The following is a 22,979-nucleotide window of genomic DNA, read 5'->3' as shown; positions in this document are numbered from 1 at the left end:
ACGGACGTCACAATCATCTACGAGTTGGGGCCGCCGGCACCGACGGTCGAATTGGCAGGTTTCGTTGCCTTGCGGCTGGCGCGCCAGTTCTCCCACCGTTGGACGACCACAAAAAAGGTCGGAACGAACAGGACGGCAAGGCACGTCGAGGCGAGCATGCCCGAGAACACCGTGATGCCGATCGACTTGCGGGCATTGGCGCCGGCGCCCGTCGCGAGCACCAGCGGCAGCACGCCGAGAATGAAGGCGAAGGACGTCATCAGGATCGGCCGAAAGCGCGCCCGCGCTGCTGCGACCGCGGACTCCAGCAGTGGCTTGCGATCATGCACATGCAGTTCGATCGCCACCTCGACGATCAGGATCGCGTTCTTCGCCGACAGCGCGATCAAAAGGATAATGCCTATCTGGGTGTAGAGATTGTTCTCGATCCGCAGCGCGGTGAGCACCGACATCGGGCCAAGCAGTGACAGCGGCACGGCCAGGATCACCGAAATCGGCGCGTACCAGCTTTCATACTGCCCCGCGAGCACCAGATAGACGAGCAGCAGCGCAAGGCCGAACACATAATAGAGCTGATTGCCGACGATCTTTTCCTGGTACGACATCGCCGTCCACTCGAAGCCCGTTCCCGGAGGCAGAGTCTTGGCCGCAATCTGCTCCATCAGCGCCATGGACTGCCCGGAACTGTAGCCCTGTGCCGGCAGGCCGATCACTGTCGCCGTCGGATAGAGATTATAGAGACTAATCAGCGACGGCCCCACGGCAGGCGTAATCTTCGCCACCGTGCCAAGCGGGATCATGCTGCCCTGCTGGTTGCGGACCATCAAGTTCTCGATGTCCCGGGCGGTCAGCCGGAATTTGGCATCTGCCTGTGTGTAGACCTGAAAGGTGCGGCCAAACTTGTTGAACTGGTTGACGAAGGACGAACCCAGATAAGACGACAGGGTCGAGAACACCTGATCCGTCGTCACATGCAGGGTCTGGGTCTTGATACGGTCGATCTCGATATCGAATTGCGGCACCATCGAGCGGAACGGCGAACTGACGCGCTGCAAAGCACTCTGCGTCTGTGCATTGGCTACGATCGCCCCGGTGATCGCTTGCAGTTTGTTATAATCGGCGTTGCCATCGCGCAGTTCGATCTGCATGGCGAAGCCCGCTGCGTTACCGATACCTTGAATGGGCGGCGGCGGGATCACCAGAATGCGCGCCTCTGGAATCACCGACAGGCTTTCGTTCAATCCAACGAACAACGAACGAAGATCCTGGCCCGGTCCGCGCTCGCTCCATTCTTTCAGGATCAGATAGGCGACACCGGCATTGGCCAGGCTGGAGCTGCTGTCGAGCGCGGAGATGCCGGCGATGGTGACCACCTGTTCCACCGCTGGCGTCTTCGCAGCCAATTCGCTGACCCGATCGAGTACACGCTGCGTCCGATCCAACGCGGCGCCATCGGGCAACTGGACTGCTACCAGCAGATAGCCTTGATCCTCGATCGGGATGAAGCCGGTGGGAATCCGGGACAGGCCGTAACCGCCGATGCCGATCAGGATCAATGCCAGGACAACCGAGAGATTGCTGTGCGCGACCATGTGACCGATCAGGGCGGCATAGCCCCGTTCGAGCCGGTCGTAGACCTTGTTAAACCCGCGATAGAAGAAATTGCGCTTCTCCGGCGGCACCGGGCGGCGCAGCCACAATGCGCATTGCGTCGGCTTCAGCGTGGCCGCATTGACGGCGCTGAGCAGCGCCGTAGCCGCGATGACCAGAGCAAATTGCGCATACATGCGCCCCGTCAGCCCGGGCAGAAATGCCGCCGGCAGGAACACCGAGATCAGCACCAGCGTGATGCCGATGATCGGGGCGAACAGCTTGTCCATCGCGCTGATCGCAGCGTCGTGTCCGGACATGCCCTGCTCGATATTGTAGGCGGCGCCTTCGACAACCACGATGGCGTCGTCGACGACGATGCCGATCGCCAACACAATGGCAAACAGGGTCGACAGATTGATGGTGAAACCGAGCGCCGCCATCGCCGCGAAGGCGCCGATGATCGTCACGGGCACCGTCGTCGCCGGCACCAGCATCGCGCGCCAGTCCTGCAGAAAGACCAAGATGACCACCAGCACGAGCAGGCCGGCCTCGATGAGCGTCTTGTAGACCTCATTGATCGATGCCTGGACGAATTTCGTGGTGTCGAACGGCGTGTCGTACTTGATGTCGTCGGGAAATTGCGTGGCCAGCGCCGCCATCTTCTTCTCGACAGCCTTCTCCACCTCGAGCGCATTGGCGCCCGGCGACTGGAACACGCCGATGCCGACGGCCGGCTTCTGGTTGAGCGAGAATATCTGGCTGTAGGTCTGCGCACCCAACTCGACGCGTCCGACGTCACGGACCCGCGTGACATCGCCATTGTCGCCGGTCTTGACGATGATGTCCTCGAATTCACCGGGATCATCCAGCCGCCCATTGATGTTTAGCGTGTACTGGAAGGCCTGCCCCGCTGGCGTCGGCGGCATGCCGATCTGCCCTGCAGAGACCTGCTGGCTCTGCTGCTGGATGGACTGGATGATATCCTGCGGCATCAGTCCGCGCGCTTGCAGCTTGCTTGGATCCAGCCAAATCCGCATCGAATACTGGCCGGCGCCGAACACCGTCACATTGCCGACCCCCGACAGACGCGACAGCTCGTCCCGGATATTGATTGTGGCGTAGTTACTCAGGAACAGGCTGTCATAGGTCGCCTTCGGTGACGTCAGTGTCACGAACAACAGGATTGCCGTCGATTTCTTCTGAACGGTCACGCCCTGATTCTGCACGGCGGTCGGCAGCGACGACAGCGCGCTCGATACGCGGTTCTGCACCAGCACCTGCGCGAAATTCAGATCGGTACCGATCTTGAACGTGACCGTGAGTGAATAGGTGCCGTCGGCGGCGCTGTAGGACTGCATATAGAGCATGTCCTCGACGCCATTGACCTGTTGCTCGATCGGCAGCGCGACCGTGTCGACGATGGTCTTGGCGCTGGCACCGGGATAGCGCGTCGTCACCTGGACGGTCGGCGGCACCACGTCTGGATATTGCGCGACAGCGAGGCCATAGAGCGAGACGCCGCCGATCAGGATCATCAGCAGCGCAATGACATTGGACAGGACCGGCCGCTCGATGAAGAACTTCGAAATCATGGCCTGTCCTATTTGGTCGGTACCGGCGTTTCGATCTTTCTCAGTTGCGGATCGACCTTCTGCCCCGGAATGGCACGCAGCAGGCCTGCAATGACGACGCGATCATCCGGCTTCAGGCCGCTTTCGATGACGCGAAGCTCACCCTCCAGCGGGCCGGTGACGACCTTCCGCTGCTCGATGACATTGTCGCCATTCACGACCAGCACGTAACGTCCCGCCTGATCGCTGCCGAGCGATACATCCGGCACCAGCAAGGCGTTGTCCTGCTTGTCGATGGGCACGCGGACGCGAACATAGAAACCCGGCAACAGGATGCGATCCGGATTTGGCAGCAGTCCTCGCACCGGCAGCGTCCCCGTCGACTGGTTGATGGTCGGCGAGATGTAGTCGATCTGGCCCTTGTGTGGAAAACCGATCTCGGTCTGCAGTCCGATCTCGATCGGCAACTGCCTGAGATCGCTCACCGTCAGCCCGCGCCGCCGGGCTTCGTCCCGGATGCGCAACACGTCCTGTTCGTTGACGTTGAAATTTACATAAATCGGATCGAGCTGCACGATCGTCGCAAGCTGGGTCGGCGACGCCACACCGACCAGTTCGCCAACCGACACCAGATGTGCGCTGACGATGCCGTCAAATGGCGCAATGACATTCGTATAGCCGTAATTGACGGCCGCAATTTTGGTGTTGACTTGCGCCTGCTGCAGATTGGCTTGTGAGTTTTCTCGTGCCGCCGTCGACTGCTCGAGCGTTGACTGCGCAACAACCTGGCGGGATACGAGGTCCGACTGGCGCTTGAAATCCGCTTCCGCCTGCTTTGCAGACGCTTGCGCACCGGCTTCTGCAGCCTGCGCCTGCTCCAGCTTCAACTGGTATGTCTCAGGTTCGATCGTGAACAGCGTCGTGCCCTGCTTGACGAAGGAGCCGTCCTGATAGTTGATCGACTGCAGAACGCCCTGAACGCGCGCCACGAGATCGACGTTCTTGATGGGCGCTGTATTGCCTGTCGCTTCGAGAAAGCGCGTGATGCCGCGCTGCACAGGAACCGCGACCTCAACTTTCGGCGGCGGTGGCTGCACGAAAGTGTTTTGCTCGCAGGCACTTAAAAAGAGACTCGCCAGCGCAACGCTTGAAACACGCATGACCCTGACATGCTGCAGCTGCTCAATGCGAGCTATCAGTCCAGATGAACAGGCGCGCACAAACTGCATCTTCCTGCCTCAATCGAATGACTCTCAAAGAATCCCTGGCCAAAAAACGACGGCCGCCCGCATCAATAACAACAATCCACTTGTAGTGAAACCGAAACCGTAAAATGATGTCGGACCGAAGTTGTTTTGCGAATGCCTTTCAGAACTCACGCTTCTTGAAGATTTTACGCAGTTGCCCTGACTGACCGGGCGATAGCAACGAGGATTTCATCGATGAACTTCATGTCCGGTTCAGCCGCGCGACATCGCGTGTCGATGGCGACTATCATTCTACTCGCAATCACGAGCCCCGCCTTTGCGCAAGCGCCGAGCCAAGCGCAGCGTGACGCGATCAAGACGCAGTGTCGCTCGGATTACATCGCGCATTGCTCGAGCGTTCCGCCTGGTGGAGAAGCCTCGTTGCAGTGCCTGCAGAAGAACATGTCGAGCCTTTCGTCGGGATGTGCGGGCGCAGTTCGGGCCGTCGAAGCGCCGGCCGCCGCACCAAAGGCCGCCGAACCAACACCAGCAGCGACGCCCAAGACCGAGGCAACGCCTCCGGCTGCCAAGCCCGCCGCCACAACTGCCACACCGAAGGCAGCAGCCACGAAGCAACCGAGCAGCGCACAGATCGCGGCCATCCGCAGCGCCTGCAGCAGCGACTACCCAAAGGTCTGCAAGGGCGTGCCGACGGGCGGAGCGCCTGCATTGCAGTGCCTTGAGACAAACAAGGCCAAGCTTTCAGCCGGTTGCGAGAAAGCCGTCAGCGCAGCCAGTGGCGAGACGCCCGCCGCAGCGGCGCCCGCTGCGAAAGGCACGACTGCGGCCCCGGCCGCAGCAGCCACGACCGCCGCACCCGCAACTGCTCCCGCAGCCCTCGCACTGCGGCCGATGCGGCCGCGCGAAGAATTGCTCGTGATGAGATCAGCGTGCGGCGGCGACATCAGATCGCTCTGCGGCGGCGTTGCGCCGGGTGGTGGCCGCATCGTGCAGTGCCTGGCCAGCAACAGCGCGTCGCTCTCGCCGGCTTGCACCAGCGTCCTGGCGCCGTTCGCTCAACGATGACTGAAGCTGCGCGATAGTGATTGGTCGGCCGCATCCATTACTCTCCACGAAAGGCAAGGATCAGCTGTATCAACCGGGCAGATAGAATGATGTAACAGAACGACATCGCAACCTGAAATGCGACGTGCCACTCCATCTTTGCAAGCTTGTAGAGGCCATCGATGAAATTCAGTAGCAACAGAACTATTCCGAACAGCATGACACCGCGACCGACGAGACCGTGGCGCAGGTATCCGAACAGAACAATAGAGGGCTCGTCGCTCGATACATGTGCCCCGGCCGATATAATCAAAGTGCCGATCACCATCTTTTCGACGTGACCGAATATTTCCTTTGAGACGGGTTCGATATGTCGATTATGAAAAGCAAGCCACCTGGTCCTGAAATCCGACATGCTTTCTCCTGCTGATTCAACATCGGGCGAAATAGCCCCGTCGCATGTTTCAAGTCGGCAAGTATTTGCAGGATTTAGTAGATGCACTGCCGGATCAAGGCGCTGTTGCAGGATTTCTGATCGCTCACGAGATTTTTTCGTGTGCTTACGAACTACTCTTTGCCATTGAAGCAGCTTCCGAAACTCTTGTTCGTATTCCGCTTACGTCGCCACTGAAGCCAACGAACCTTTCTGATCAAGTCCTTTGACAACCGACACAGCCGGGAGATCACTATGCGTAATTTCTTGATGATGGTTGCAGCCGTTCTCGCATTCGGTACGACAATGACGTTTGAAGCCACCGACGCCAACGCCGTCGTCTGCGCACGTGGCGTTTACCGTGCCGGCTGCGCTGGCTATCGTGGCGCCGCCGTGGTGCGCCGTCCGGTGGCGGTCGCGTGCCGCACCGTCTGGGTAAATGGCGTGCGCGTCCGTCGTTGCTACTGAGCGACGCTGGCTCAGCCATTGGCACTGCCAGCCCAAATGCAAATACCCGGCACATCTCGCGAAACTTGCTTCGCGCTGGCCGGGCATAACGCATAACGAATTTTTAATTGGGTCGGAGGTGACGCCTCAGATTCCCGACATCATGATGTATTTGATCTCGACATATTCTTCCATGCCGTGATGCGAGCCTTCGCGGCCCAAACCTGACTCCTTCACGCCGCCGAACGGAGCGACTTCGGTGGTGATGAGGCCGGTATTGACGCCGACCATGCCGGACTCCAACGCCTCCGCGACACGCCAGACGCGGCCGAGATCGCGCGAATAGAAGTACGATGCCAGGCCGAACGGCGAGGCGTTGCACATGGCGATGACGTCGGCTTCGTCCTTGAAGCGGAACACCGGCGCCAGCGGGCCGAAGGTTTCTTCCTGCGAGACCAGCGCATCCGGCTTCACATTGGCCAGCACCGTCGGCTCGAAGAACGTACCGCCGAGCGCATGGCGCTTGCCGCCGGTGACGACCTTGGCGCCGCCCTTTACCGCATCGGCGATGTGGCGCTCGACTTTCTCGACAGCCTTCTCGTTGATCAGCGGGCCCTGGGTGATGCCCTGTTCGGTGCCGTCGCCGACCTTCATCGCCGCGACCTTCTTCGACAGTTTCTCGACGAACTGGTCGTAGATGCCATCCTGCGCGTAGAGGCGGTTGGCGCAGACGCAGGTCTGGCCCATGTTGCGATACTTCGAGACAATCGCGCCTTCCACGGCGGCATCGATGTCGGCATCGTCGAACACCACGAAGGGTGCGTTACCGCCAAGTTCGAGGCCGAGCTTTTTCACACCGACCGAAGCCTGCTTGTAGAGAATCTTGCCGACATTGGTGGAGCCGGTGAAACCGACGAAGCGCACGGCGGGATGTTCGCAGAGCACGAGGCCGATGGACGACGCATCGCCGGTGATGATGTTGAGAACGCCCTTCGGCACGCCGGCACGCTCAGCGAGTTCAGCCAGCGCCAGCGCCGACAGCGGCGTCTCGTTGGCAGGCTTCAGCACCACGGTGCAGCCGGCTGCCAGCGCCGGGGACACTTTGCGGGTGATCATCGAGTTCGGGAAATTCCACGGCGTGATGGCGCCGCAGACGCCGATCGGCTGCTTGATGGCGAGGAGCCGGGCATCGGCACGCTGGGTCGGGATGGTCTCGCCATAGACGCGGCGGGCTTCCTCGGCGAAGAATTCGATATAGGCGGCGCCGATATCGACCTCGCCCAGCGCTTCGGCCAACGGCTTGCCCTGCTCGGTGGTCAGGATCAGCGCGAGATCCTCGCGGTTGGCGATGATCAGCTCGAACCACTTGCGCAGGATGTTGGAGCGCTGCTTGGCGGTGAACTTGGCCCAGGTCGGAAACGCCTTTTCGGCGGCCTCGACAGCCTGCGTCGCTTCCTTGGTGCTCATATTCGGCACCTTGGCGAGCTCGACATCGTTGACCGGGTTGGTGACCACCGTCTCGCCGGTGCCGACCCAAGCGCCGTCGATATAGCACTTGTCGCGCAGCAGCGAGGGGTCCTTGAGGCGGTCGCGCAGCGAAGGGGCGGTGGACTGGCGTGCGGCTGAGGTCGGTGACATGGGCGGTTCTCCTGCGGAAAGTGTCGCGAACGTATAGCCGCGGACTTGTAGAGGAGTATAGGCCCGAAAGCGCCCCTTGGCGGCGAATGGCAGCTATCGCGCGCAGGGGTATTTAACGCCCGAATTCAACAGTCGCAGAACGCCGCAAGCCCGATCAGGCCGCGCCGCGCATATAGGTCTCGCGCCGATCGATCATTCGCTCGAAAGCGATGCGGGCGTTGGCACGGGTGGTCGTGGAGAAGGTGCGGTATTCCAGCTCCGGCAGCATCGCGGCGTCGCCGCGACCGAACCAGGAAATAAACGATTTGGGCGGGGCCGAAATCTTCGCCAGCGCCTGCGCCAGATTTTCAGCCGCATCGAAAGCGAACAGGGCGCCGGTCTGCGCCACGCGAACCTCGAAAATTCCTGGACCGATCGGGGCCTCGATGCTCTCGCCACGGGAAGCGCGGGGATAATGTTTCCAGTCGGTCCAGTTCGCGATCATCGTCGGTCTCCGCAGCTGACACGCTGCACGTGTTACTCATGGTCTTACGGGTTAGTGTCGGAAAGCGCTTTGACGTTCACGTCATTTTTTGAACACAGCTGCGCCAATTTCGTTCCAGGGCGCGATGAAACTCGCTCCCAAGCCCGATATGGTTCCCCTCAAATGCTAAAACCAGCGCAAATGTAATCACATCCGCGAGACCGACGACCTCGCGCCCAAGTTGAATGTCCGCGCCGGAAATCGGTAAGATCAAAGAAAATCGGAGAGGAAACGGATGTCAGTTCAAGTCGAGATTGACCGGATTCTGCAGCAGGCCAGCGAAACAGGTGTCATTCCCGGTGCCGTGGCGGTGGCTGCGACGCGGAGCGAGGTCATCTACCAAGGGGCGCTGGGCAAGCGTGACGCATCCAAAGATACCACCATGACGCCGGACAGCGTGTTCTGGATCGCCTCCATGACCAAGGCGATTACGGCTGCTGCAGCGATGCAGCTGGTGGAGCAGGACAAATTGACGCTGGATGCACCGCTGGCGACTGTGCTGCAGGACCTCGCAGAGACGCAGGTGCTGGATGGTTTCAACAGCGAAGGCACTCCGAAACTGCGTCCGCCGCGCCAACCGATCACCTTGCGGCATCTGCTGACCCACACCGCCGGTTTCTGTTACGACATGTGGAACGGCGACATGGTGCGCTATCTCGAGACAACCGGCATTCCGCCGTTTCGCTCCGGACTGAACGCCGCCATGAAGGTGCCAATCATGCGCGATCCCGGGACCCGCTGGGAGTACGGCACCAATATCGACTTCGTCGGCAAGGTCGTCGAGGCCGTCAGCGGCGAACGCCTTGACGCCTATTTCCAGAACCATTTGCTGGCGCCGCTTGGGATGACCGACACCGCCTTCGTGATTGGCGGCGACCAGCGCAAGCGCCTTGTTGCCATGCACAGCCGCGGCGCCGACGGTGCACTGACCCCGATCCCGTTCGAGATTAAACAGGATCCGGAATTCTTCGCCGGTGGCGGGGGGCTCTATGGCACCGCCCCCGACTACATCAAGTTCACTCAAATGATGCTGAATAACGGGACCGGCAACGGCAATCGGATATTGAAACCGGAGACCATTGCGCTGATGAGCCAAAACCACATCGGCGAACTCAATATGACGCCAATGACCTCAGCCGTGCCGACCGCCAGTAACAATGTCGACTTCCTTCCGGGCATCGACAAGAAATACGGCCTCAGCTTCATGATCAATACGGCGCAGTCAGCCGAAGGCCGCAGCGCCGGCAGCCTCGCCTGGGCCGGCCTCGCCAACACCTACTACTGGATAGATCCAGCGCGAGATATCACCGGCGTCATCATGATGCAGGTGCTGCCATTTGCGGATTCGACTTGCTTGAAGGTGTTTTCGGATTTCGAACGCGCGGTGTATGCGGGATTAGGCGCGAAGAAGGCGGCGTGAGTTCTTCTCCCTCCCTCAAGCGGCGCAGCCGCGCAGCGAGGTCTGGCGGACGAATTCCGTCCGCCATGGGTGGCGCGATCCGAGCGCCAGCGAGCGTCGTGACGGATGGGGCGCAACAAACGCTACAGCGCGTGTAGCACCCCCACCCATCCGGCCTGAGGCCGGCCACCCTCCCCGCAAGGGGGAGGGAACAACACCTTAAACCGGCAACCCGTTCTTGCCAGCTAGGTTCTTCAGCGACACCTGCGGGCGCGCGCCGATATGCTGGATGACTTCGGCGGCGGCCATCGCGCCGAGCTTACCGGCATTTTCATAGCCGGCGTTGCGCACCAGGCCGAACAGGAAGCCCGCCGCGAACAGATCGCCTGCACCGGTGGTATCGACGAGCTTCTCGATCTTGTGTGCAGGCACTGCAACGACGCCATCGCCCGATGTCACGACACAGCCCTTCTCGCTGCGGGTGACGACGCCGAGCTTGGTGTCCTGACCGAGCTGCTTGAGCGCCGCATCGAAATCCGTGGTTTCGTAGAGCGAGGTCAGTTCAGCCTCGTTCGCGAAGATCAGATCGACGGTACCCGAGCGCATCAAGTCGAGAAATTCTGCGCGATAGCGGCCGACGCAGAACGCGTCCGACAGCGTCAATGCGACCTGACGCTTGGCCTCATGAGCGATCTTCGAGGCCTTCACGAAGGCTTCCTTGGCGCTGGCGGGATCCCACAGATAACCTTCGAGATAGACGATCGACGAGGCCGCGACTGCAGCGGCGTCGATATCGTCGGGCGTCAGATCCTGCGCAGCACCGAGATAGGTGTTCATGGTGCGCTCGCCATCGGGCGTCACCAGGATGTAGGAACAGCCAGTAGCCGGACCGCCGGTGGCGGGTTTGGTGTCGAACGCAACGCCGGCAGCACGGATGTCGTGGGTGTAGAGCGTGCCGATCTGATCATCCTTGACCTTGCCGACATAGGCCGCGCGGGCGCCGAGGCTGGCGAGGCCGACGATGGTATTGGCGGCCGAACCGCCGGACATTTCGGTGGCAGGGCCCATCGCCTTGTAGATCGCAGTGGCGCGGGCTTCGTCGATCAGCGCCATACCGCCCTTGGTCATCTCATGTGCGGCGAGAAACTTGTCATCGGCCTGCACCAGCACGTCGAAAATCGCATTGCCGATTCCGAGCACGTCATATTTCGCTGAGGTCATTAAGAATATCCCGTTGCGGCAATTGCGATGAGGCTGAAAATCCGTTTCAACTCGTCTCGCGGTCGCCCAAGTTGAGCCGTCGGTAAAGGCCGGTTTGATGGCTGCAGCGACTATCACGTTCTGCCCCGCGCCAGCAAGGACAGCCCTTTACGATGGTTCTATGATCCGTTCCATCCTGACCGTTTCCACAGGCACTTTGGCATCGCGGTTGCTGGGCTTCGCCCGCGACGCGATGGTCGCCGCGCTGCTAGGCGCAGGTCCGATCGCGGATGCTTTTCTGGTGGCGTTTCAGCTGGTCAACGTGATCCGGCGATTGCTCACCGAGGGCGCACTGAATGCCGCGCTGATTCCGGCCTGGCTGCGCATCCAGACAACGCAGGGTGCCGTCGCAGCCACAGCTTTTGCAGGTCGTGTGCTCGGCACCATCAGCGTTGCGCTGATCGTCGCGACGATCCTGATCGGCTTTGCGATGCCGCTCGTGATCGCACTGCTTGCCCCGGGTTTCGTCGGCCAGCCGACACTGCAGCTCGCCGTCGACAATGCGCGATTGATGCTGCCCTATCTCGCCTTCGCCGGCCCCGTCACAGTCATGATGGGACTGCTGAATGCGCAGCAGCGCTTCGCATTGACCGCATTTTCGCCGCTGCTCTTCAACATCGCCCTGATCGCCGTCATGACCCTACTGCTGGTGTGGCGGCAAGAGCCAGATACTGCCGCTATGGCCACGGCGGCTACTGTCGGCATTGCCGGGTTACTGCAGTTGCTGATGCTGATCTTGCGGAAATCCAGCGGCAATCTTGCGGCGCCTTTGCGGCTGTCGCTCGATAGCGAGATGCGCGGCTTCTTTCGCAAAGCGCTGCCCGGCATGATCGCCAATTCCGGACCGCAGCTTCTCATCGTCACCGGCGCAATCATCGCATCGACGACTCCGGCGGCCGTGTCGTGGCTGTATTTCGCCAACCGCCTGATCGAACTGCCGCTCGGCATCGTCGGCACGGCCATGGGCACTGTGCTGGTCCCCGCATTGACGCGCGCCGTACGATCGGACGATCACGCGGCCATCGCGCAGGCGGAATCGCGCGGGTTTGAACTCGCGATCGGCCTCGCGTTGCCGGCTACGCTCGGATTGATGATATTGAGCCATCTCATCGTGCAGCTTCTGTTCCAACACGGCGCGTTCAGCGCGAGCGACACGACCTCGACTGCAAGTGCGCTGATATGGCTGGCTTTAGGCCTGCCCGCTCAGGTGCTTGTGAAAGCCTTGTCGCCCGCCTTCTTCGCACGCGAGGACACGACGACGCCGCTGCTGGCAACGCTCATCGGTCTGCTCGTCGCGATCATCTCCGCACTGGTTTTGAATAGGCCATTCGGTGCGAGCGGCATCGCAGCGGCGATCGCTCTGGCGGCGTGGAGCAGCGCGGCCTTTTTGATCCTCCGGAGCGCAGCGGCTTTCGGCTTCTCACTCGACCATGATGCAAAACGTCGGCTGCCGATCATCGTCCTGTCCTCGCTGGTCATGGGCGGGCTGCTATGGCTCGCCGCGTATATTGTCTTGCCCTGGACGGTGCAGGCCCACAGCTTGGTACGAGCGAGCGTGCTGGGCCTCCTGATCGCTTCTGGGCTGGCAATCTACGCAGCACTGCTCGCGCTCACCGGCGCAGTGCGCTGGGCCGAGGTCCGCGGCGCCCTCAAGAAGGCACCTGCCATCTAGCCATGGTCACATTGGCAATGGACGCCGCCCGGCGCCTATGGCAAGTCACGCCCCTTGGCCCGCATTCCACCACGGGCGCACAGGAACTAGACGATGGCTTTTACTCAACGGGTTTTTTCGGGCGTCCAGCCGACGGGCAATCTCCACCTCGGCAACTATCTTGGCGCGATCGTGAATTTCGTCAAACTGCAAGAGACGCATAATTGCATCTACTGCGTGGTTGATATGCATGCCGTCACCGTGCCGATTTCCGTGTGGGGCGGCCCCGATGAATTGCGCCGCAACACCCGTGAAGTGACTGCAGCCTTCATCGCATCGGGCATCGATCCGAAGAAGCAGATCATCTTCAATCAGAGCCAGGTGTCCGGCCACGCCGAGCTGGCCTGGATCTTCAACTGCGTCGCTCGCCTCGGCTGGCTGAACCGCATGACGCAGTTCAAGGAGAAGGCCGGCAAGGACCGCGAAAACGCGTCTGTGGGTCTCTACGACTATCCGGTGCTGATGGCTGCGGACATCCTGCTGTATCGCGCGACGCATGTGCCGGTCGGCGAGGACCAGAAGCAGCACCTCGAACTGTGCCGCGACATCTCACAGAAGTTCAACAACGACTTCTCGGAGTCCATTGCTGCGCAGGGCCACGAGGGTCCCTACTTCCCGATGCCCGAGCCCGTCATCACCGGTCCGGCAACACGCGTGATGAGCCTGCGCGACGGCACCAAGAAGATGTCGAAGTCGGATGCGTCGGATAATTCGCGCATCAACCTCACGGACGATGCGGATACGATCGCGCAAAAGATCCGCAAGGCGAAGACCGATCCGGAACCGTTGCCATCGGAAGAGAAAGGCCTGGAGCCGCGTCCCGAGGCCGACAATCTCGTGGGCATCTATGCAGCGCTGTCCAACCGGTCGAAGGCTGACATTCTCGGCGAATTCGGCGGCGCGCAGTTTTCCGGCTTCAAATCGAGCCTCGTCGATCTCGCTGTCGAAAAACTGTCACCGATCGCCGGTGAAATGAAGCGGCTGACGACATCCGATCTGGCCTATGTCGATCAGGTTCTGGCCGATGGCGGCGAACGCGCCGGCGTGATTGCCGCCGAAACCATCAAGTCCGTGAAGGACATCATCGGCTTCGTCCACAAGCGGTAATTCCCTCGTCGCTTTCCTTGTCTCCGCCACAATCGACGCGACGCAGATGCTCTCTGCGTCGCGCTTGTCGAACGCGGCTGCGCCGTGGCAGCATGACGTCATTGCCAAGCCGCTCACATTCTGGCGCATCATACGCGCCACAGCATCGGGACATGCATGAGCACCCAGCGACGTAGTTATGAAAGCGGCCACAAGCCGAAATGTCTCGTGGTCGTCGATGACAGCGAGGAATGGGATCGCGCGGTGTATTACGCCAGCCGCTGGGCCATCCGCGTCGGCGGTGGTGTAGTGATGCTGCGCATCATCGAGACCGAGGATCGCAACCAGCAATGGCTCGGCGTTGCCGACATCATGCGCGCCGAAGCGGAAGAAGGCGCTAATGCCGCGCTGGACCGCGCCTCCGGCCGCGCCAACGGTATTGCTGCGATCACGCCCGAACGCGTGATCCGCGAGGGCGACCCCACCGAGCAGATCCTCGACGTGATCGACAAGGACGTCGATATTTCCATGCTGGTGCTGGCTGCATCGGCCGGCGCGGAAGGTCCCGGCCCGATCGTCACTATGATGGCCAAGCTAGTCGGCTCTTTCCCGGTGCCGGTCGTCATCGTGTCGGGCGCCCTGAACGACCTCGACATCGACGCGCTGTCGTAACCACCCTCTCAGACGGCTAAGGGGCTGCAAAATAGGCCGAATTCGGCGATTTCGCGCCTTGATCGTGCGTTTTTCGTCGCCATCTGCTAGGGATACTCACGCGCCGGCCTTGAACCGGCGACGCAGGAGAGACCGATGTTCATCCAGACCGAAGCTACCCCCAATCCCGCCACGCTCAAGTTCATTCCCGGCCGCGACGTACTCGACAGCGGCACCATGGAATTCACCTCCGCGGAAGCCGCAACGCGTTCGCCGCTGGCCGAAAAGCTGTTCGCCGTGAAGGGCGTCACCAGCGTGTTCTACGGCTCCGACTTCGTCACCGTGACCAAGGACGACAGCGACTGGCAGCACCTCAAGCCGGCGATCCTCGGCGCCATCATGGAGCATTACATGTCCGGCGCGCCGCTGATGGCCGACGGCAGTGTGAGCGGCGACGTGATCTCCGACGACGAGGCCGAGTTCTTCAACGAGGCTGATGCCGAGACCGTCGACACGATCAAGGACCTGATCGAGACTCGCGTGCGCCCGGCCGTGGCCAATGACGGTGGCGATATCACTTTCCGCGGCTTCAAGGACGGTATCGTCTATCTGAACATGAAGGGCTCGTGCGCCGGCTGCCCGTCATCGACAGCAACCCTGCAGCACGGCATCCAGAACCTGCTGAAGCATTTCGTGCCGGACGTGATCGAAGTCCGCCCGATGTAAGTTCGGTCGCAGCCCGACACATAAAAAATGCCCGGGACAATCCCGGGCATTTTCGTTTCTGGAACAGCCTTCGCTTAGCGCCCGATGCTTGCGGCTTCTTCTGCGGCGCGCTGCATGCTCGACGACATTTCATTCGTCACCGTGCTCTGCTCCTCAACCGCAGCCGCTGTTGCAGTCACATATTCGCTGACGTTCTGGATCTCCTGCTTGATCGCGTTCAGCGCGTCGACCACATCGCCAGAAATCCCGTTCAGACTACCGATCTCGCTGGCGATCTTGTCAGTCGCCTGCTTCGCCTGATTGGCAAGATTCTTCACCTCGGAGGCCACCACGGCGAAGCCGCGTCCGGCTTCACCCGCCCGGGCGGATTCGATCGTCGCGTTGAGCGCCAGCAGATTGATCTGGCCGGTGATATTGCCGATCAGTTCGACGATGCCGCTCATGGCTTGCGCCGCGGAACTGAGACGCTGCGCTTGATCGTCCGCCAACTCGACCTTGCCCACGGCAGACATCGCCGTGGTCTTTGATTTCATCATAGCTTCAGAGATTTCACGCACCGACGTGTTCAGTTCCTCTGCGCCGGCGGCGACCGATTCCATCATCGCGCGGACGCGTTCACTCTTCATGCGCGCGATCACCTGCGCCGTGGTGTCGGCGGCATACTTCACGACCTTGTACGGCTTGCCATTGAGATCGAGAATCGGATTGTACGAAGCCTGTATCCAGACTTGTTTGCCGCCCTTACCGATCCGCTGGTACTCCGCCGCCTGATAGTTACCACGCTTGAGCGCCGCCCAGAATTCGCGATAGTCCGCACCGTCGCGCTCGCTCGGCACAACGAACATACTGTGGTGCTTGCCCTGTATTTCCGAGAGTGCGTAGCCGAGCACACCCAGAAAATTCTCATTGGCGCTGAGAACGATGCCATCCATGTTAAATTCGATCACGGCCTGCGACTTGCCGATGGCCTCGATCTGGCCTGAAAAATTCGCCGTGCGCAGCTTCTGTTCGGTGACGTCGGACGCGAACTTGACCACCTTGATTGGCCGGCCTGTCTCATCAAGGATTGGATTGTAGGTCGCGAGAATCCAGACCTCTTTGCCGTTCTTGCCGATCCGCTTGTATTCGGCGGCCTGATATTCACCACGATTGAGGCTGGCCCAGAATTCGCGATAGGCCGCGCCGTCGCGCGTCGCAGGATCGACAAACATACTGTGATGTTTGCCTTCGATTTCCGCGAGATTGTAACCCATGACATTCAGGAACAAGTCGTTGGCCGTGACAATCGTCCCATCGAGCCTGAACTCGATGACAGCCTGCGAACGACCGATGGCTGCGATCTTGCCGGCATCATCCATGCTGCGGATTTTCACTGCAGTTGTATCCATGGCAAACTTGACGATTTTCAGGAGCTTGCCATCACCACCAAGGATCGGGTTGTAGGAGCCCTGGATCCAGACTTCCTTGCCACCTCTGCCGAGACGCTTGAACTCGCCGGCCTGGTATTCGCCGCGATTGAGGTTGCTCCAGAACGCGCGATATTCCGCGCTGCTCTTCATCTCCGGCGTCACGAACATGCCGTGGTTCTTGCCGACGATTTCTTCCAGCGTATATCCAAGGGCGGACAGAAAGTTGCGATTGGCTCCGAGGATCGTGCCGTCAGCGCTGAACTCGATCACAGCTTGCGATTTTTTGATCGCTGCCGCCAAGGCCAGCCCCTCGCGCGCCTCTGAACTGCTCAACCAATGCAGCATCGGATCGCCTCCCATAAATATAATCGTATTCAAAAAATTAGACGAATAATTTCAGCCCGCATGAAAGCGACGGGCATCCGCCAAATGTCGCTTTCGAACGGTATGCTTATCTCATCGATCTCCGAAGAATTTATTAAGTGAAGCTTTAAACCAGAGCGAAACTGCATCTATTCCACCAGCCCATTTCGCTCACGGGAACTTTCGTCATCTCGCCACCGCATCTTTTGAAAATATCTTTATGAGAAAGCGAGTTGCGTATGCACGCCAAAGCTGTCGCCCGCTCTCCGACAGCAACGCGAATCACAGCGCCATTGCGCGTGGAGCGATATTCTGCGAGTGGCAGACGCAAATCCTCGCAAGCCGTGGTAGCGTCTCTTTTATGCTGATCCTTGCCATTGATACCGCCCTCGACGCCTGTGCCGCAGGCATCCTCGATACCCGTACCAGCAAGCTCATTGCGCATGAGTCCATGCCGATGAAGCGCGGTCATGCCGAGGCGCTGATGCCGTTGCTCGGGCGCGTCATGGCGGGCTCGGGCATCGCCTTCGCCGACCTCGACCGCATTGCCGTCACCACTGGCCCCGGCAGCTTCACCGGCCTGCGCGTCGGCCTGTCGGCGGCGCGCGGCATTGGCCTGGCGGCGAGCAAGCCTGTGGTCGGCATCACCACGCTGACGGCCTTTGCAGCGCCCGTCGTCAGCGAGAACATGGATGCACCCGTCATCGCCGCCATCGATGCGCGGCATGACCATGTCTATTTCCAGGTCGTCAGTGGTAACGGCACCTCGCTGGTGCGGCCGGGCGTCATTCCTATCGACGAGGCCCTCGAGTCCGCTCAGTTCGGCGCACCCTATCTGGTCGGTAATGCCGCCGAGATCATTGCCGCGCGCTGGCCGTCCGATGCACCGGCGCCGCTGCGCGTCGACATGCAGCCCGCTCCCGAAATCTCATGGGTGGCCTGGCTCGGCGCTGCCGTAAATCCGGAGACCGCGCTGGCGCGTCCCTATTATCTGCGCGCACCCGACGCCAAGCCGCAAAGCAGCCTGATGCAACAGGCCGCACAAACCGCGTCATGATGCCCGCTTGGTGGTCGCGCCTGTTCGGCCGCGGCAAGGCCGTGGTCGAGCCCGCGACATTGCGCGACGCGCGACAACTCGCACAATTGCATGCGGCATCGTTCCATCGCGGCTGGGGTGCCGGCGAGTTCGAGCAGATGCTGCGCGAACAAAACACGCTCGTGCACCGGCTGAAGCTGCGCGGCCACCTCATCGGCTTCGCCGTCTCGCGAATCGCGGCCGATGAGGCCGAGATTCTCTCAATTGCCGTATCGCCCGGTCATCGTGGTCGCGGCCTGTCGCGCGATCTGTTTCTCACCCATCTCGGTCACCTCGCCGGCCGCGGCGTCCGTACGGTGTTCCTCGAAGTTGAGGAAAACAATCAACCGGCGCGGCGGCTTTATGACAGAACCGGCTTCGCAGTCGCGGGACGCCGCGAACGCTATTATAAGGAAGCGGATGGAGCGGAATTGAATGCGCTGGTGATGCGCCGCGACTTGTCCTGACGCCTGCGGAGTGGCAAAAGAAGTCACGATGGGATCCGGATCATGACTGCACTGAAATCATCTGCGATGAAGTCTGCTGGTATCGAGGCGCGCTGCGCCGCGACCGGCATGCGCATGACGGAACAGCGCCGCGTGATTGCGCGCGTTCTGGCGGAAGCCGACGATCATCCCGATGTCGAGGAACTGTATCGCCGCTGCGTTGCGGTGGATGACAAGATCTCGATCTCGACGGTGTATCGCACGGTGAAGCTGTTCGAAGATGCTGGCATCATCGAACGTCACGACTTTCGCGAAGGTCGCGCGCGTTATGAGACGATGCGTGACAGCCATCACGATCATCTGATCAACTTGCGCGACGGGACCGTCATCGAATTCACGTCTGAAGAGATCGAGAAATTGCAGGCTGAAGTCGCCGCAAAGCTCGGTTACAAGCTGGTCGATCACCGGCTGGAGCTGTACTGCGTGCCGCTCGACGAGGACAAAACCACCAAGTGAGCGAATCAACCAAGTGAGTTCAGTTTCTTCGCGCTTCGATCTCGTCATCTTCGATTGTGACGGCGTGCTCGTCGACAGTGAGTCCCTCGCTTGCGTCGTCCACGCGGATGTCCTGACACAGTTCGGTTATCCCATCACCGCCGATCAGGTGCATGAGCGTTTCCTCGGTCGGTCCGCGCGCGAGGCGCGCCTGGAAGTCGAGACCGAGCTCGGCCGCGTGCTGCCCGATGACTACACCGCGACGCTGAAAGCCACGATCGACGAGGTGTTCGGCGCGAAGCTGCAGCCGATCCCGCATATCGCCGAGACGCTCGCAATATTGTCACAGCCGGCTTGCGTGGCGTCCTCGGGTACACCGACACGCATTCGCAGCAGCCTCACTACGACCGGGCTGCTCGACCGTTTCGATCCGCATCTGTTTTCCGCTCTGCAGGTCGAGCGCGGCAAGCCGCAGCCCGATCTGTTTCTGTTTGCCGCCGCGCAGATGAATGCCGTGCCGGAGCGCTGTGTCGTGATCGAGGACAGCATTCCCGGCGTTACGGCGGGGATCGCAGCCGGCATGACCGTGTTCGGCTATCACGGCGGCGGCCACTGCAGCCCGGCCACCGCGGCAGCCCTGACGGCCGCTGGGGCCCATCTCGTATTCGACGATATGCGACAACTGCCGGGCCTCGTGGCCAGGGGCGCATTGGCTGGCGAGCCAGCCGGACTCCCTTAAGTCCTTGCGCGGCCTTATATTTTGCAGAAATGCTGGATTTCCCGGGCGTTAGCCTATAATTGAGCGCTGCGCAGCAAGCGCATTTCCAGCCCATCACAGGTTCCATGACCGCGCCGCGCAAGCTGCATATCAAATCCTACGGCTGCCAGATGAACGTCTACGATGCCCAGCGCATGGTGGACACGCTGGCGCCAGAAGGCTTCGTCGAGACGGCCAATGCCGACGACGCGGATCTGGTGATCCTCAACACCTGCCACATCCGCGAGAAGGCGTCCGAGAAGGTCTATTCGGAGCTCGGCAAGCTGCGCGTGGCCAAGGCTGAAGCCGCGCAGGCCGGGCGCAAGATGAACGTCGTCGTCGCCGGCTGCGTCGCACAGGCCGAGGGTAACGAGATCATTCGCCGCGCGCCTGTGGTCGATGTCGTGGTCGGGCCGCAGAGCTATCACAACCTGCCGGCGCTGCTGAAACAGGCGAAAGCTGGCGGCCGCGCGCTGGACACCGAATTTCCGGTCGAGGACAAGTTCGGCTTCCTGCCACCGCCGAAGCCGGCAGCGATTCGCGCCCGCGGCATTTCTTCTTTCGTCACCGTGCAGGAAGGCTGCGACAAGTTCTGCACCTTCTGCGTGGTGCCCTATACCCGCGGCTCCGAAGTCTCGCGCCCGGTGGCGAAAATCATCGACGATGTGCAGCGGCTCGCCGACAATGGCGTGCGCGAGATCACGCTGATCGGCCAGAACGTCAACGGCTATCACGGCGACGGCCCCGACGGCCGCCCGTGGGCACTGGGCACACTGCTCTATCGCGTCGCAAAAATTCCCGGCATCGCCCGGCTGCGCTATTCCACCAGCCATCCTCGCGACGTCGAGGACACGCTGATATCGGCGCATCGCGATTTGCCGGAGCTGATGCCGTTCGTGCATCTGCCGGTGCAGTCGGGTTCCGACCGGATTCTGGCGGCTATGAACCGGAAACATACAGCCGAAGATTATCGCCGCGTCATCGACCGTTTTCGCGACGCGCGGCAAGACATTGCTTTTACTTCCGATTTTATCGTGGGCTTCCCCGGCGAGACCGAGGAAGATTTTGCGGCCACGCTCGCACTCGTCACACAAATCGGATACGCTGGCGCTTATTCGTTCAAGTATTCGCCGCGTCCGGGAACGCCGGCCGCGGATTTGCAGGAGACGGTGTCACAGGCCGACATGGACGAGCGATTGGTGAGGCTTCAGAACCTGATCGACAGCCAGCAATCGGCCTTCAACGCGGCCACGATTGGACGCACTGTGGATGTGCTGTTCGAACGCCCCGCGCGCAATCCCGGCCAAATCGTCGGCCGCACCGCTTACCTGCAGCCGGCCCACGTGATGGCCTCTGACGACATCATCGGCCAGGTGCTTCCGGTCACCATTGAGAGCCTCGAGCGCTACAGCCTGCTCGGCAGCCTCACATCACCTCCAGTTGCTAGTTCTCCAGTACCACCAGTGTTGCAGCCAGTCCGTTCTCACACCGTCACGGGAGCCTGAATTCTTGGCCAAAAGCGCATCGGATTCGTCTACGCTCGCTGTTCGTAAACTCGATACTCCACCGCAGGCCGAGACGCAGGTCGTCATCGACTTTGATGACAACCGGGCGGCCTCTTCGCTGGTCGGGCCTTATGGCCAGAACCTCGCGATCATCGAACGCCGGCTGAATGTCGTCGTCGATTCCCGCGGCAACCACATCACCCTCACCGGTACCCGCGACGCCTGCGATGCCGCCCGGCGCGTGCTTGAAACGCTGTATGCGCAGGCGGTGCAGGGCCATGACCTTGCCCCCGGCGATGTCGAAGGCACGATCCGCGCGACACTGGCGCAAGGCACGCTATTTCCGTTCGATCCCAAGGGGTCGAAAGCAGCCGCCTCGAATTTCGACACCATCAATCTGCGCAAGCGCCCGGTGCGTGCCCGCACCGCGACGCAGGACGCCTATATCCGCGCGCTGAGAAGCAACGAGCTAGTGTTCGGCATCGGCCCCGCCGGTACCGGCAAGACCTGGCTTGCGGTTGCGCAGGCGGCGATGCTGTTCGAGCGCAAGGAAGTCGATCGCATCATCCTGTCGCGTCCGGCGGTGGAAGCCGGCGAACGCCTGGGCTTCCTTCCCGGCGACATGCGCGAGAAGGTCGATCCGTATCTGCGCCCGATCTATGACGCACTGTATGACCTGATGGACGGGCGCATTGTCGAGCGCGCACTGCAGACCGGCGAAATCGAAATCGCGCCGCTTGCGTTCATGCGCGGGCGCACGCTGACCAATGCGGCGATCATCCTCGACGAAGCGCAGAACACTACGTCGATGCAGATGAAGATGTTTCTGACGCGTCTCGGCGAGAACAGCCGCATGATCATCACCGGCGATCCCTCGCAGGTTGACTTGCCCAACGGCCAGACCTCGGGTCTCGCCGAAGCCGCGCGTCTGCTTGACGGCGTGCAAGGCATCTCGCAGGTGAAATTCACCGGCGAGGACGTGGTCCGCCATGAACTCGTGGCCCGCATCGTCGCCGCTTACGAAGGAACGCCGCAGAAGGCGGTCGCCACCAAGACCTGATGACACACTCATACGCTGACGACGGACCCGGGATCGGGTCCGTTCGCGAAAGAAGTTCGATACCGATGCCGACCTATTCATCTCCCGCGACAGAGGTTCTTGTTGTCGCCGATTGCTGGTCCGCGGAGGCCGATGCCGACGCCGTGATTCACCGCGCCATCGAAGCCGCCGCTGCCATGGTCGATACCGACACGGCCGACGCCGAACTCGCCATCATGCTCACCGACGATGCGGGCATCCGTACGCTGAACCAGAACTGGCGCGGCATCGACAAGCCGACCAACGTCCTGTCATTCCCGGCGCTGCAGCCACCCGAAGGCGCGGACGAGCCCGATGATATGCCGCGCATGCTGGGCGACATCGCGATCGCCTATGAGACCACGCGCCGCGAGGCTGACGAGGAAGATAAGACCTTCACCAATCATCTCAGCCATCTCGCCATTCACGGTTTTCTGCATCTGGTCGGTTACGACCATGAGAAGGACGACGAGGCCGAAGAGATGGAAGCGCTGGAGCGCGAGATCCTGGCGACACTTGGAATCCCGGACCCCTATGCAGATCAGGATCGGGTGACCTGAG

At 61.1% G+C, this 22,979-nt stretch carries 22 protein-coding genes; 15 read left to right on the top strand and 7 right to left on the bottom strand.

Features of this window, described 5'->3' with window-relative positions; genetic code table 11:
- Positions 1–17: 17 nt before the first annotated feature.
- Entirely contained in the window at positions 18–3,185 is a 3,168-nt protein-coding gene (locus tag AB8A33_RS27730; protein WP_439095691.1) for an efflux RND transporter permease subunit, read from the bottom strand.
- A gap of 8 nt (positions 3,186–3,193) precedes the next feature.
- The gene (locus AB8A33_RS27725; RefSeq protein WP_439095690.1) at positions 3,194–4,324 is read right to left on the bottom strand and encodes an efflux RND transporter periplasmic adaptor subunit; all 1,131 of its coding nucleotides are present in this window, start codon (positions 4,322–4,324) and stop codon (positions 3,194–3,196) included.
- 291 nt (positions 4,325–4,615) lie between these two features.
- Between AB8A33_RS27725 and AB8A33_RS27720 the strand changes: the two genes are divergently transcribed.
- Positions 4,616–5,437: a hypothetical protein gene (locus AB8A33_RS27720; RefSeq protein ID WP_439096085.1), complete on the top strand. Its 822-nt coding sequence runs from the start codon at positions 4,616–4,618 to the stop codon at positions 5,435–5,437.
- A gap of 37 nt (positions 5,438–5,474) precedes the next feature.
- Here AB8A33_RS27720 and AB8A33_RS27715 read toward each other — a convergent pair whose 3' ends face one another.
- Complete coding sequence (locus AB8A33_RS27715; protein ID WP_439095689.1) at positions 5,475–5,831, bottom strand: hypothetical protein; 357 nt, start codon at positions 5,829–5,831, stop codon at positions 5,475–5,477.
- A gap of 44 nt (positions 5,832–5,875) precedes the next feature.
- Here AB8A33_RS27715 and AB8A33_RS27710 point away from each other — a divergent pair, with 44 nt between their 5' ends.
- Positions 5,876–6,079, top strand: coding sequence for a hypothetical protein (locus tag AB8A33_RS27710; RefSeq protein WP_439095688.1), 204 nt, complete (start codon positions 5,876–5,878; stop codon positions 6,077–6,079).
- A gap of 25 nt (positions 6,080–6,104) precedes the next feature.
- On the top strand, positions 6,105–6,317 hold the full coding sequence (locus AB8A33_RS27705) for a hypothetical protein (RefSeq protein ID WP_439095687.1): 213 nt from the start codon (positions 6,105–6,107) through the stop codon (positions 6,315–6,317).
- Between the two features lie 126 nt (positions 6,318–6,443).
- On the opposite strand, the gene AB8A33_RS27700 is transcribed toward AB8A33_RS27705, so the two are convergent.
- Together AB8A33_RS27700 and AB8A33_RS27695 are read right to left on the bottom strand one after the other, a co-directional pair.
- Positions 6,444–7,934: an NAD-dependent succinate-semialdehyde dehydrogenase gene (locus AB8A33_RS27700; RefSeq protein WP_439095686.1), complete on the bottom strand. Its 1,491-nt coding sequence runs from the start codon at positions 7,932–7,934 to the stop codon at positions 6,444–6,446.
- A gap of 154 nt (positions 7,935–8,088) precedes the next feature.
- Positions 8,089–8,418: a hypothetical protein gene (locus AB8A33_RS27695; protein WP_439095685.1), complete on the bottom strand. Its 330-nt coding sequence runs from the start codon at positions 8,416–8,418 to the stop codon at positions 8,089–8,091.
- 274 nt (positions 8,419–8,692) lie between these two features.
- Between AB8A33_RS27695 and AB8A33_RS27690 the strand changes: the two genes are divergently transcribed.
- Positions 8,693–9,877, top strand: a complete 1,185-nt coding sequence (locus tag AB8A33_RS27690; protein ID WP_439095684.1) for a serine hydrolase domain-containing protein — start codon at positions 8,693–8,695, stop codon at positions 9,875–9,877.
- A gap of 198 nt (positions 9,878–10,075) precedes the next feature.
- Here the strand turns inward: AB8A33_RS27690 and AB8A33_RS27685 are convergent, their stop codons facing one another.
- Positions 10,076–11,077: an adenosine kinase gene (locus AB8A33_RS27685; RefSeq protein ID WP_439095683.1), complete on the bottom strand. Its 1,002-nt coding sequence runs from the start codon at positions 11,075–11,077 to the stop codon at positions 10,076–10,078.
- 160 nt (positions 11,078–11,237) lie between these two features.
- On the opposite strand from AB8A33_RS27685, the gene murJ reads away from it, so the two are divergent.
- The 4 genes from murJ to AB8A33_RS27665 all read left to right on the top strand — a co-directional run bounded on the left by murJ (position 11,238) and on the right by AB8A33_RS27665 (position 15,290).
- Positions 11,238–12,788, top strand: a complete 1,551-nt coding sequence (gene murJ / locus AB8A33_RS27680; RefSeq protein WP_439095682.1) for a murein biosynthesis integral membrane protein MurJ — start codon at positions 11,238–11,240, stop codon at positions 12,786–12,788.
- 93 nt (positions 12,789–12,881) lie between these two features.
- Positions 12,882–13,934, top strand: a complete 1,053-nt coding sequence (gene trpS / locus AB8A33_RS27675; RefSeq protein ID WP_439095681.1) for a tryptophan--tRNA ligase — start codon at positions 12,882–12,884, stop codon at positions 13,932–13,934.
- A gap of 156 nt (positions 13,935–14,090) precedes the next feature.
- On the top strand, positions 14,091–14,585 hold the full coding sequence (locus AB8A33_RS27670; protein ID WP_439095680.1) for a universal stress protein: 495 nt from the start codon (positions 14,091–14,093) through the stop codon (positions 14,583–14,585).
- A 135-nt stretch (positions 14,586–14,720) separates the two neighbouring features.
- Positions 14,721–15,290, top strand: coding sequence for a NifU family protein (locus AB8A33_RS27665; RefSeq protein ID WP_439095679.1), 570 nt, complete (start codon positions 14,721–14,723; stop codon positions 15,288–15,290).
- Positions 15,291–15,364: 74 nt separating this feature from the next.
- On the opposite strand, the gene AB8A33_RS27660 is transcribed toward AB8A33_RS27665, so the two are convergent.
- The gene (locus AB8A33_RS27660; protein ID WP_439095678.1) at positions 15,365–17,044 is read right to left on the bottom strand and encodes a methyl-accepting chemotaxis protein; all 1,680 of its coding nucleotides are present in this window, start codon (positions 17,042–17,044) and stop codon (positions 15,365–15,367) included.
- A 379-nt stretch (positions 17,045–17,423) separates the two neighbouring features.
- On the opposite strand from AB8A33_RS27660, the gene tsaB reads away from it, so the two are divergent.
- The 7 genes from tsaB to ybeY all read left to right on the top strand — a co-directional run bounded on the left by tsaB (position 17,424) and on the right by ybeY (position 22,978).
- Positions 17,424–18,119, top strand: coding sequence for a tRNA (adenosine(37)-N6)-threonylcarbamoyltransferase complex dimerization subunit type 1 TsaB (tsaB, locus tag AB8A33_RS27655; protein WP_439095677.1), 696 nt, complete (start codon positions 17,424–17,426; stop codon positions 18,117–18,119).
- The gene (rimI, locus tag AB8A33_RS27650; protein ID WP_439096084.1) at positions 18,119–18,604 is read left to right on the top strand and encodes a ribosomal protein S18-alanine N-acetyltransferase; all 486 of its coding nucleotides are present in this window, start codon (positions 18,119–18,121) and stop codon (positions 18,602–18,604) included. Before tsaB ends, rimI begins: the two co-directional genes overlap by 1 nt.
- Positions 18,605–18,646: 42 nt before the next feature.
- Positions 18,647–19,099, top strand: coding sequence for a Fur family transcriptional regulator (locus AB8A33_RS27645; RefSeq protein ID WP_068730031.1), 453 nt, complete (start codon positions 18,647–18,649; stop codon positions 19,097–19,099).
- A gap of 13 nt (positions 19,100–19,112) precedes the next feature.
- Positions 19,113–19,817 (top strand): HAD family hydrolase, encoded by a 705-nt coding sequence (locus tag AB8A33_RS27640; protein ID WP_439095676.1) that lies wholly within the window; start codon positions 19,113–19,115, stop codon positions 19,815–19,817.
- Positions 19,818–19,921: 104 nt separating this feature from the next.
- Complete coding sequence (miaB, locus tag AB8A33_RS27635) at positions 19,922–21,340, top strand: tRNA (N6-isopentenyl adenosine(37)-C2)-methylthiotransferase MiaB (RefSeq protein WP_439095675.1); 1,419 nt, start codon at positions 19,922–19,924, stop codon at positions 21,338–21,340.
- 4 nt (positions 21,341–21,344) lie between these two features.
- Positions 21,345–22,400 carry a PhoH family protein gene (locus AB8A33_RS27630; protein WP_068730036.1) on the top strand — a complete coding sequence of 352 codons (1,056 nt, stop codon included), beginning with the start codon at positions 21,345–21,347 and terminating at the stop codon, positions 22,398–22,400.
- A gap of 65 nt (positions 22,401–22,465) precedes the next feature.
- Entirely contained in the window at positions 22,466–22,978 is a 513-nt protein-coding gene (gene ybeY, locus AB8A33_RS27625) for an rRNA maturation RNase YbeY (protein ID WP_068730038.1), read from the top strand.
- Position 22,979: the final 1 nt, after the last annotated feature.

Origin of the sequence: Tardiphaga sp. 813_E8_N1_3, assembly GCF_051811025.1 — a bacterium.
GTDB lineage: Bacteria > Pseudomonadota > Alphaproteobacteria > Rhizobiales > Xanthobacteraceae > Tardiphaga.
This window is presented reverse-complemented; position numbering and strand designations above follow the sequence as displayed.

Coding starts and splice junctions, on each gene's coding strand:
- AB8A33_RS27730 (WP_439095691.1), bottom strand. CDS start 3,185: ATGATTTCGAAGTTCTTCATCGAGCGGCCGGTCCTGTCCAATGTCATT.
- AB8A33_RS27725 (WP_439095690.1), bottom strand. CDS start 4,324: ATGCGTGTTTCAAGCGTTGCGCTGGCGAGTCTCTTTTTAAGTGCCTGC.
- AB8A33_RS27720 (WP_439096085.1), top strand. CDS start 4,616: ATGTCCGGTTCAGCCGCGCGACATCGCGTGTCGATGGCGACTATCATT.
- AB8A33_RS27715 (WP_439095689.1), bottom strand. CDS start 5,831: ATGTCGGATTTCAGGACCAGGTGGCTTGCTTTTCATAATCGACATATC.
- AB8A33_RS27710 (WP_439095688.1), top strand. CDS start 5,876: ATGTTTCAAGTCGGCAAGTATTTGCAGGATTTAGTAGATGCACTGCCG.
- AB8A33_RS27705 (WP_439095687.1), top strand. CDS start 6,105: ATGCGTAATTTCTTGATGATGGTTGCAGCCGTTCTCGCATTCGGTACG.
- AB8A33_RS27700 (WP_439095686.1), bottom strand. CDS start 7,934: ATGTCACCGACCTCAGCCGCACGCCAGTCCACCGCCCCTTCGCTGCGC.
- AB8A33_RS27695 (WP_439095685.1), bottom strand. CDS start 8,418: ATGATCGCGAACTGGACCGACTGGAAACATTATCCCCGCGCTTCCCGT.
- AB8A33_RS27690 (WP_439095684.1), top strand. CDS start 8,693: ATGTCAGTTCAAGTCGAGATTGACCGGATTCTGCAGCAGGCCAGCGAA.
- AB8A33_RS27685 (WP_439095683.1), bottom strand. CDS start 11,077: ATGACCTCAGCGAAATATGACGTGCTCGGAATCGGCAATGCGATTTTC.
- murJ (WP_439095682.1), top strand. CDS start 11,238: ATGATCCGTTCCATCCTGACCGTTTCCACAGGCACTTTGGCATCGCGG.
- trpS (WP_439095681.1), top strand. CDS start 12,882: ATGGCTTTTACTCAACGGGTTTTTTCGGGCGTCCAGCCGACGGGCAAT.
- AB8A33_RS27670 (WP_439095680.1), top strand. CDS start 14,091: ATGAGCACCCAGCGACGTAGTTATGAAAGCGGCCACAAGCCGAAATGT.
- AB8A33_RS27665 (WP_439095679.1), top strand. CDS start 14,721: ATGTTCATCCAGACCGAAGCTACCCCCAATCCCGCCACGCTCAAGTTC.
- AB8A33_RS27660 (WP_439095678.1), bottom strand. CDS start 17,044: ATGCTGCATTGGTTGAGCAGTTCAGAGGCGCGCGAGGGGCTGGCCTTG.
- tsaB (WP_439095677.1), top strand. CDS start 17,424: ATGCTGATCCTTGCCATTGATACCGCCCTCGACGCCTGTGCCGCAGGC.
- rimI (WP_439096084.1), top strand. CDS start 18,119: ATGCCCGCTTGGTGGTCGCGCCTGTTCGGCCGCGGCAAGGCCGTGGTC.
- AB8A33_RS27645 (WP_068730031.1), top strand. CDS start 18,647: ATGACTGCACTGAAATCATCTGCGATGAAGTCTGCTGGTATCGAGGCG.
- miaB (WP_439095675.1), top strand. CDS start 19,922: ATGACCGCGCCGCGCAAGCTGCATATCAAATCCTACGGCTGCCAGATG.
- ybeY (WP_068730038.1), top strand. CDS start 22,466: ATGCCGACCTATTCATCTCCCGCGACAGAGGTTCTTGTTGTCGCCGAT.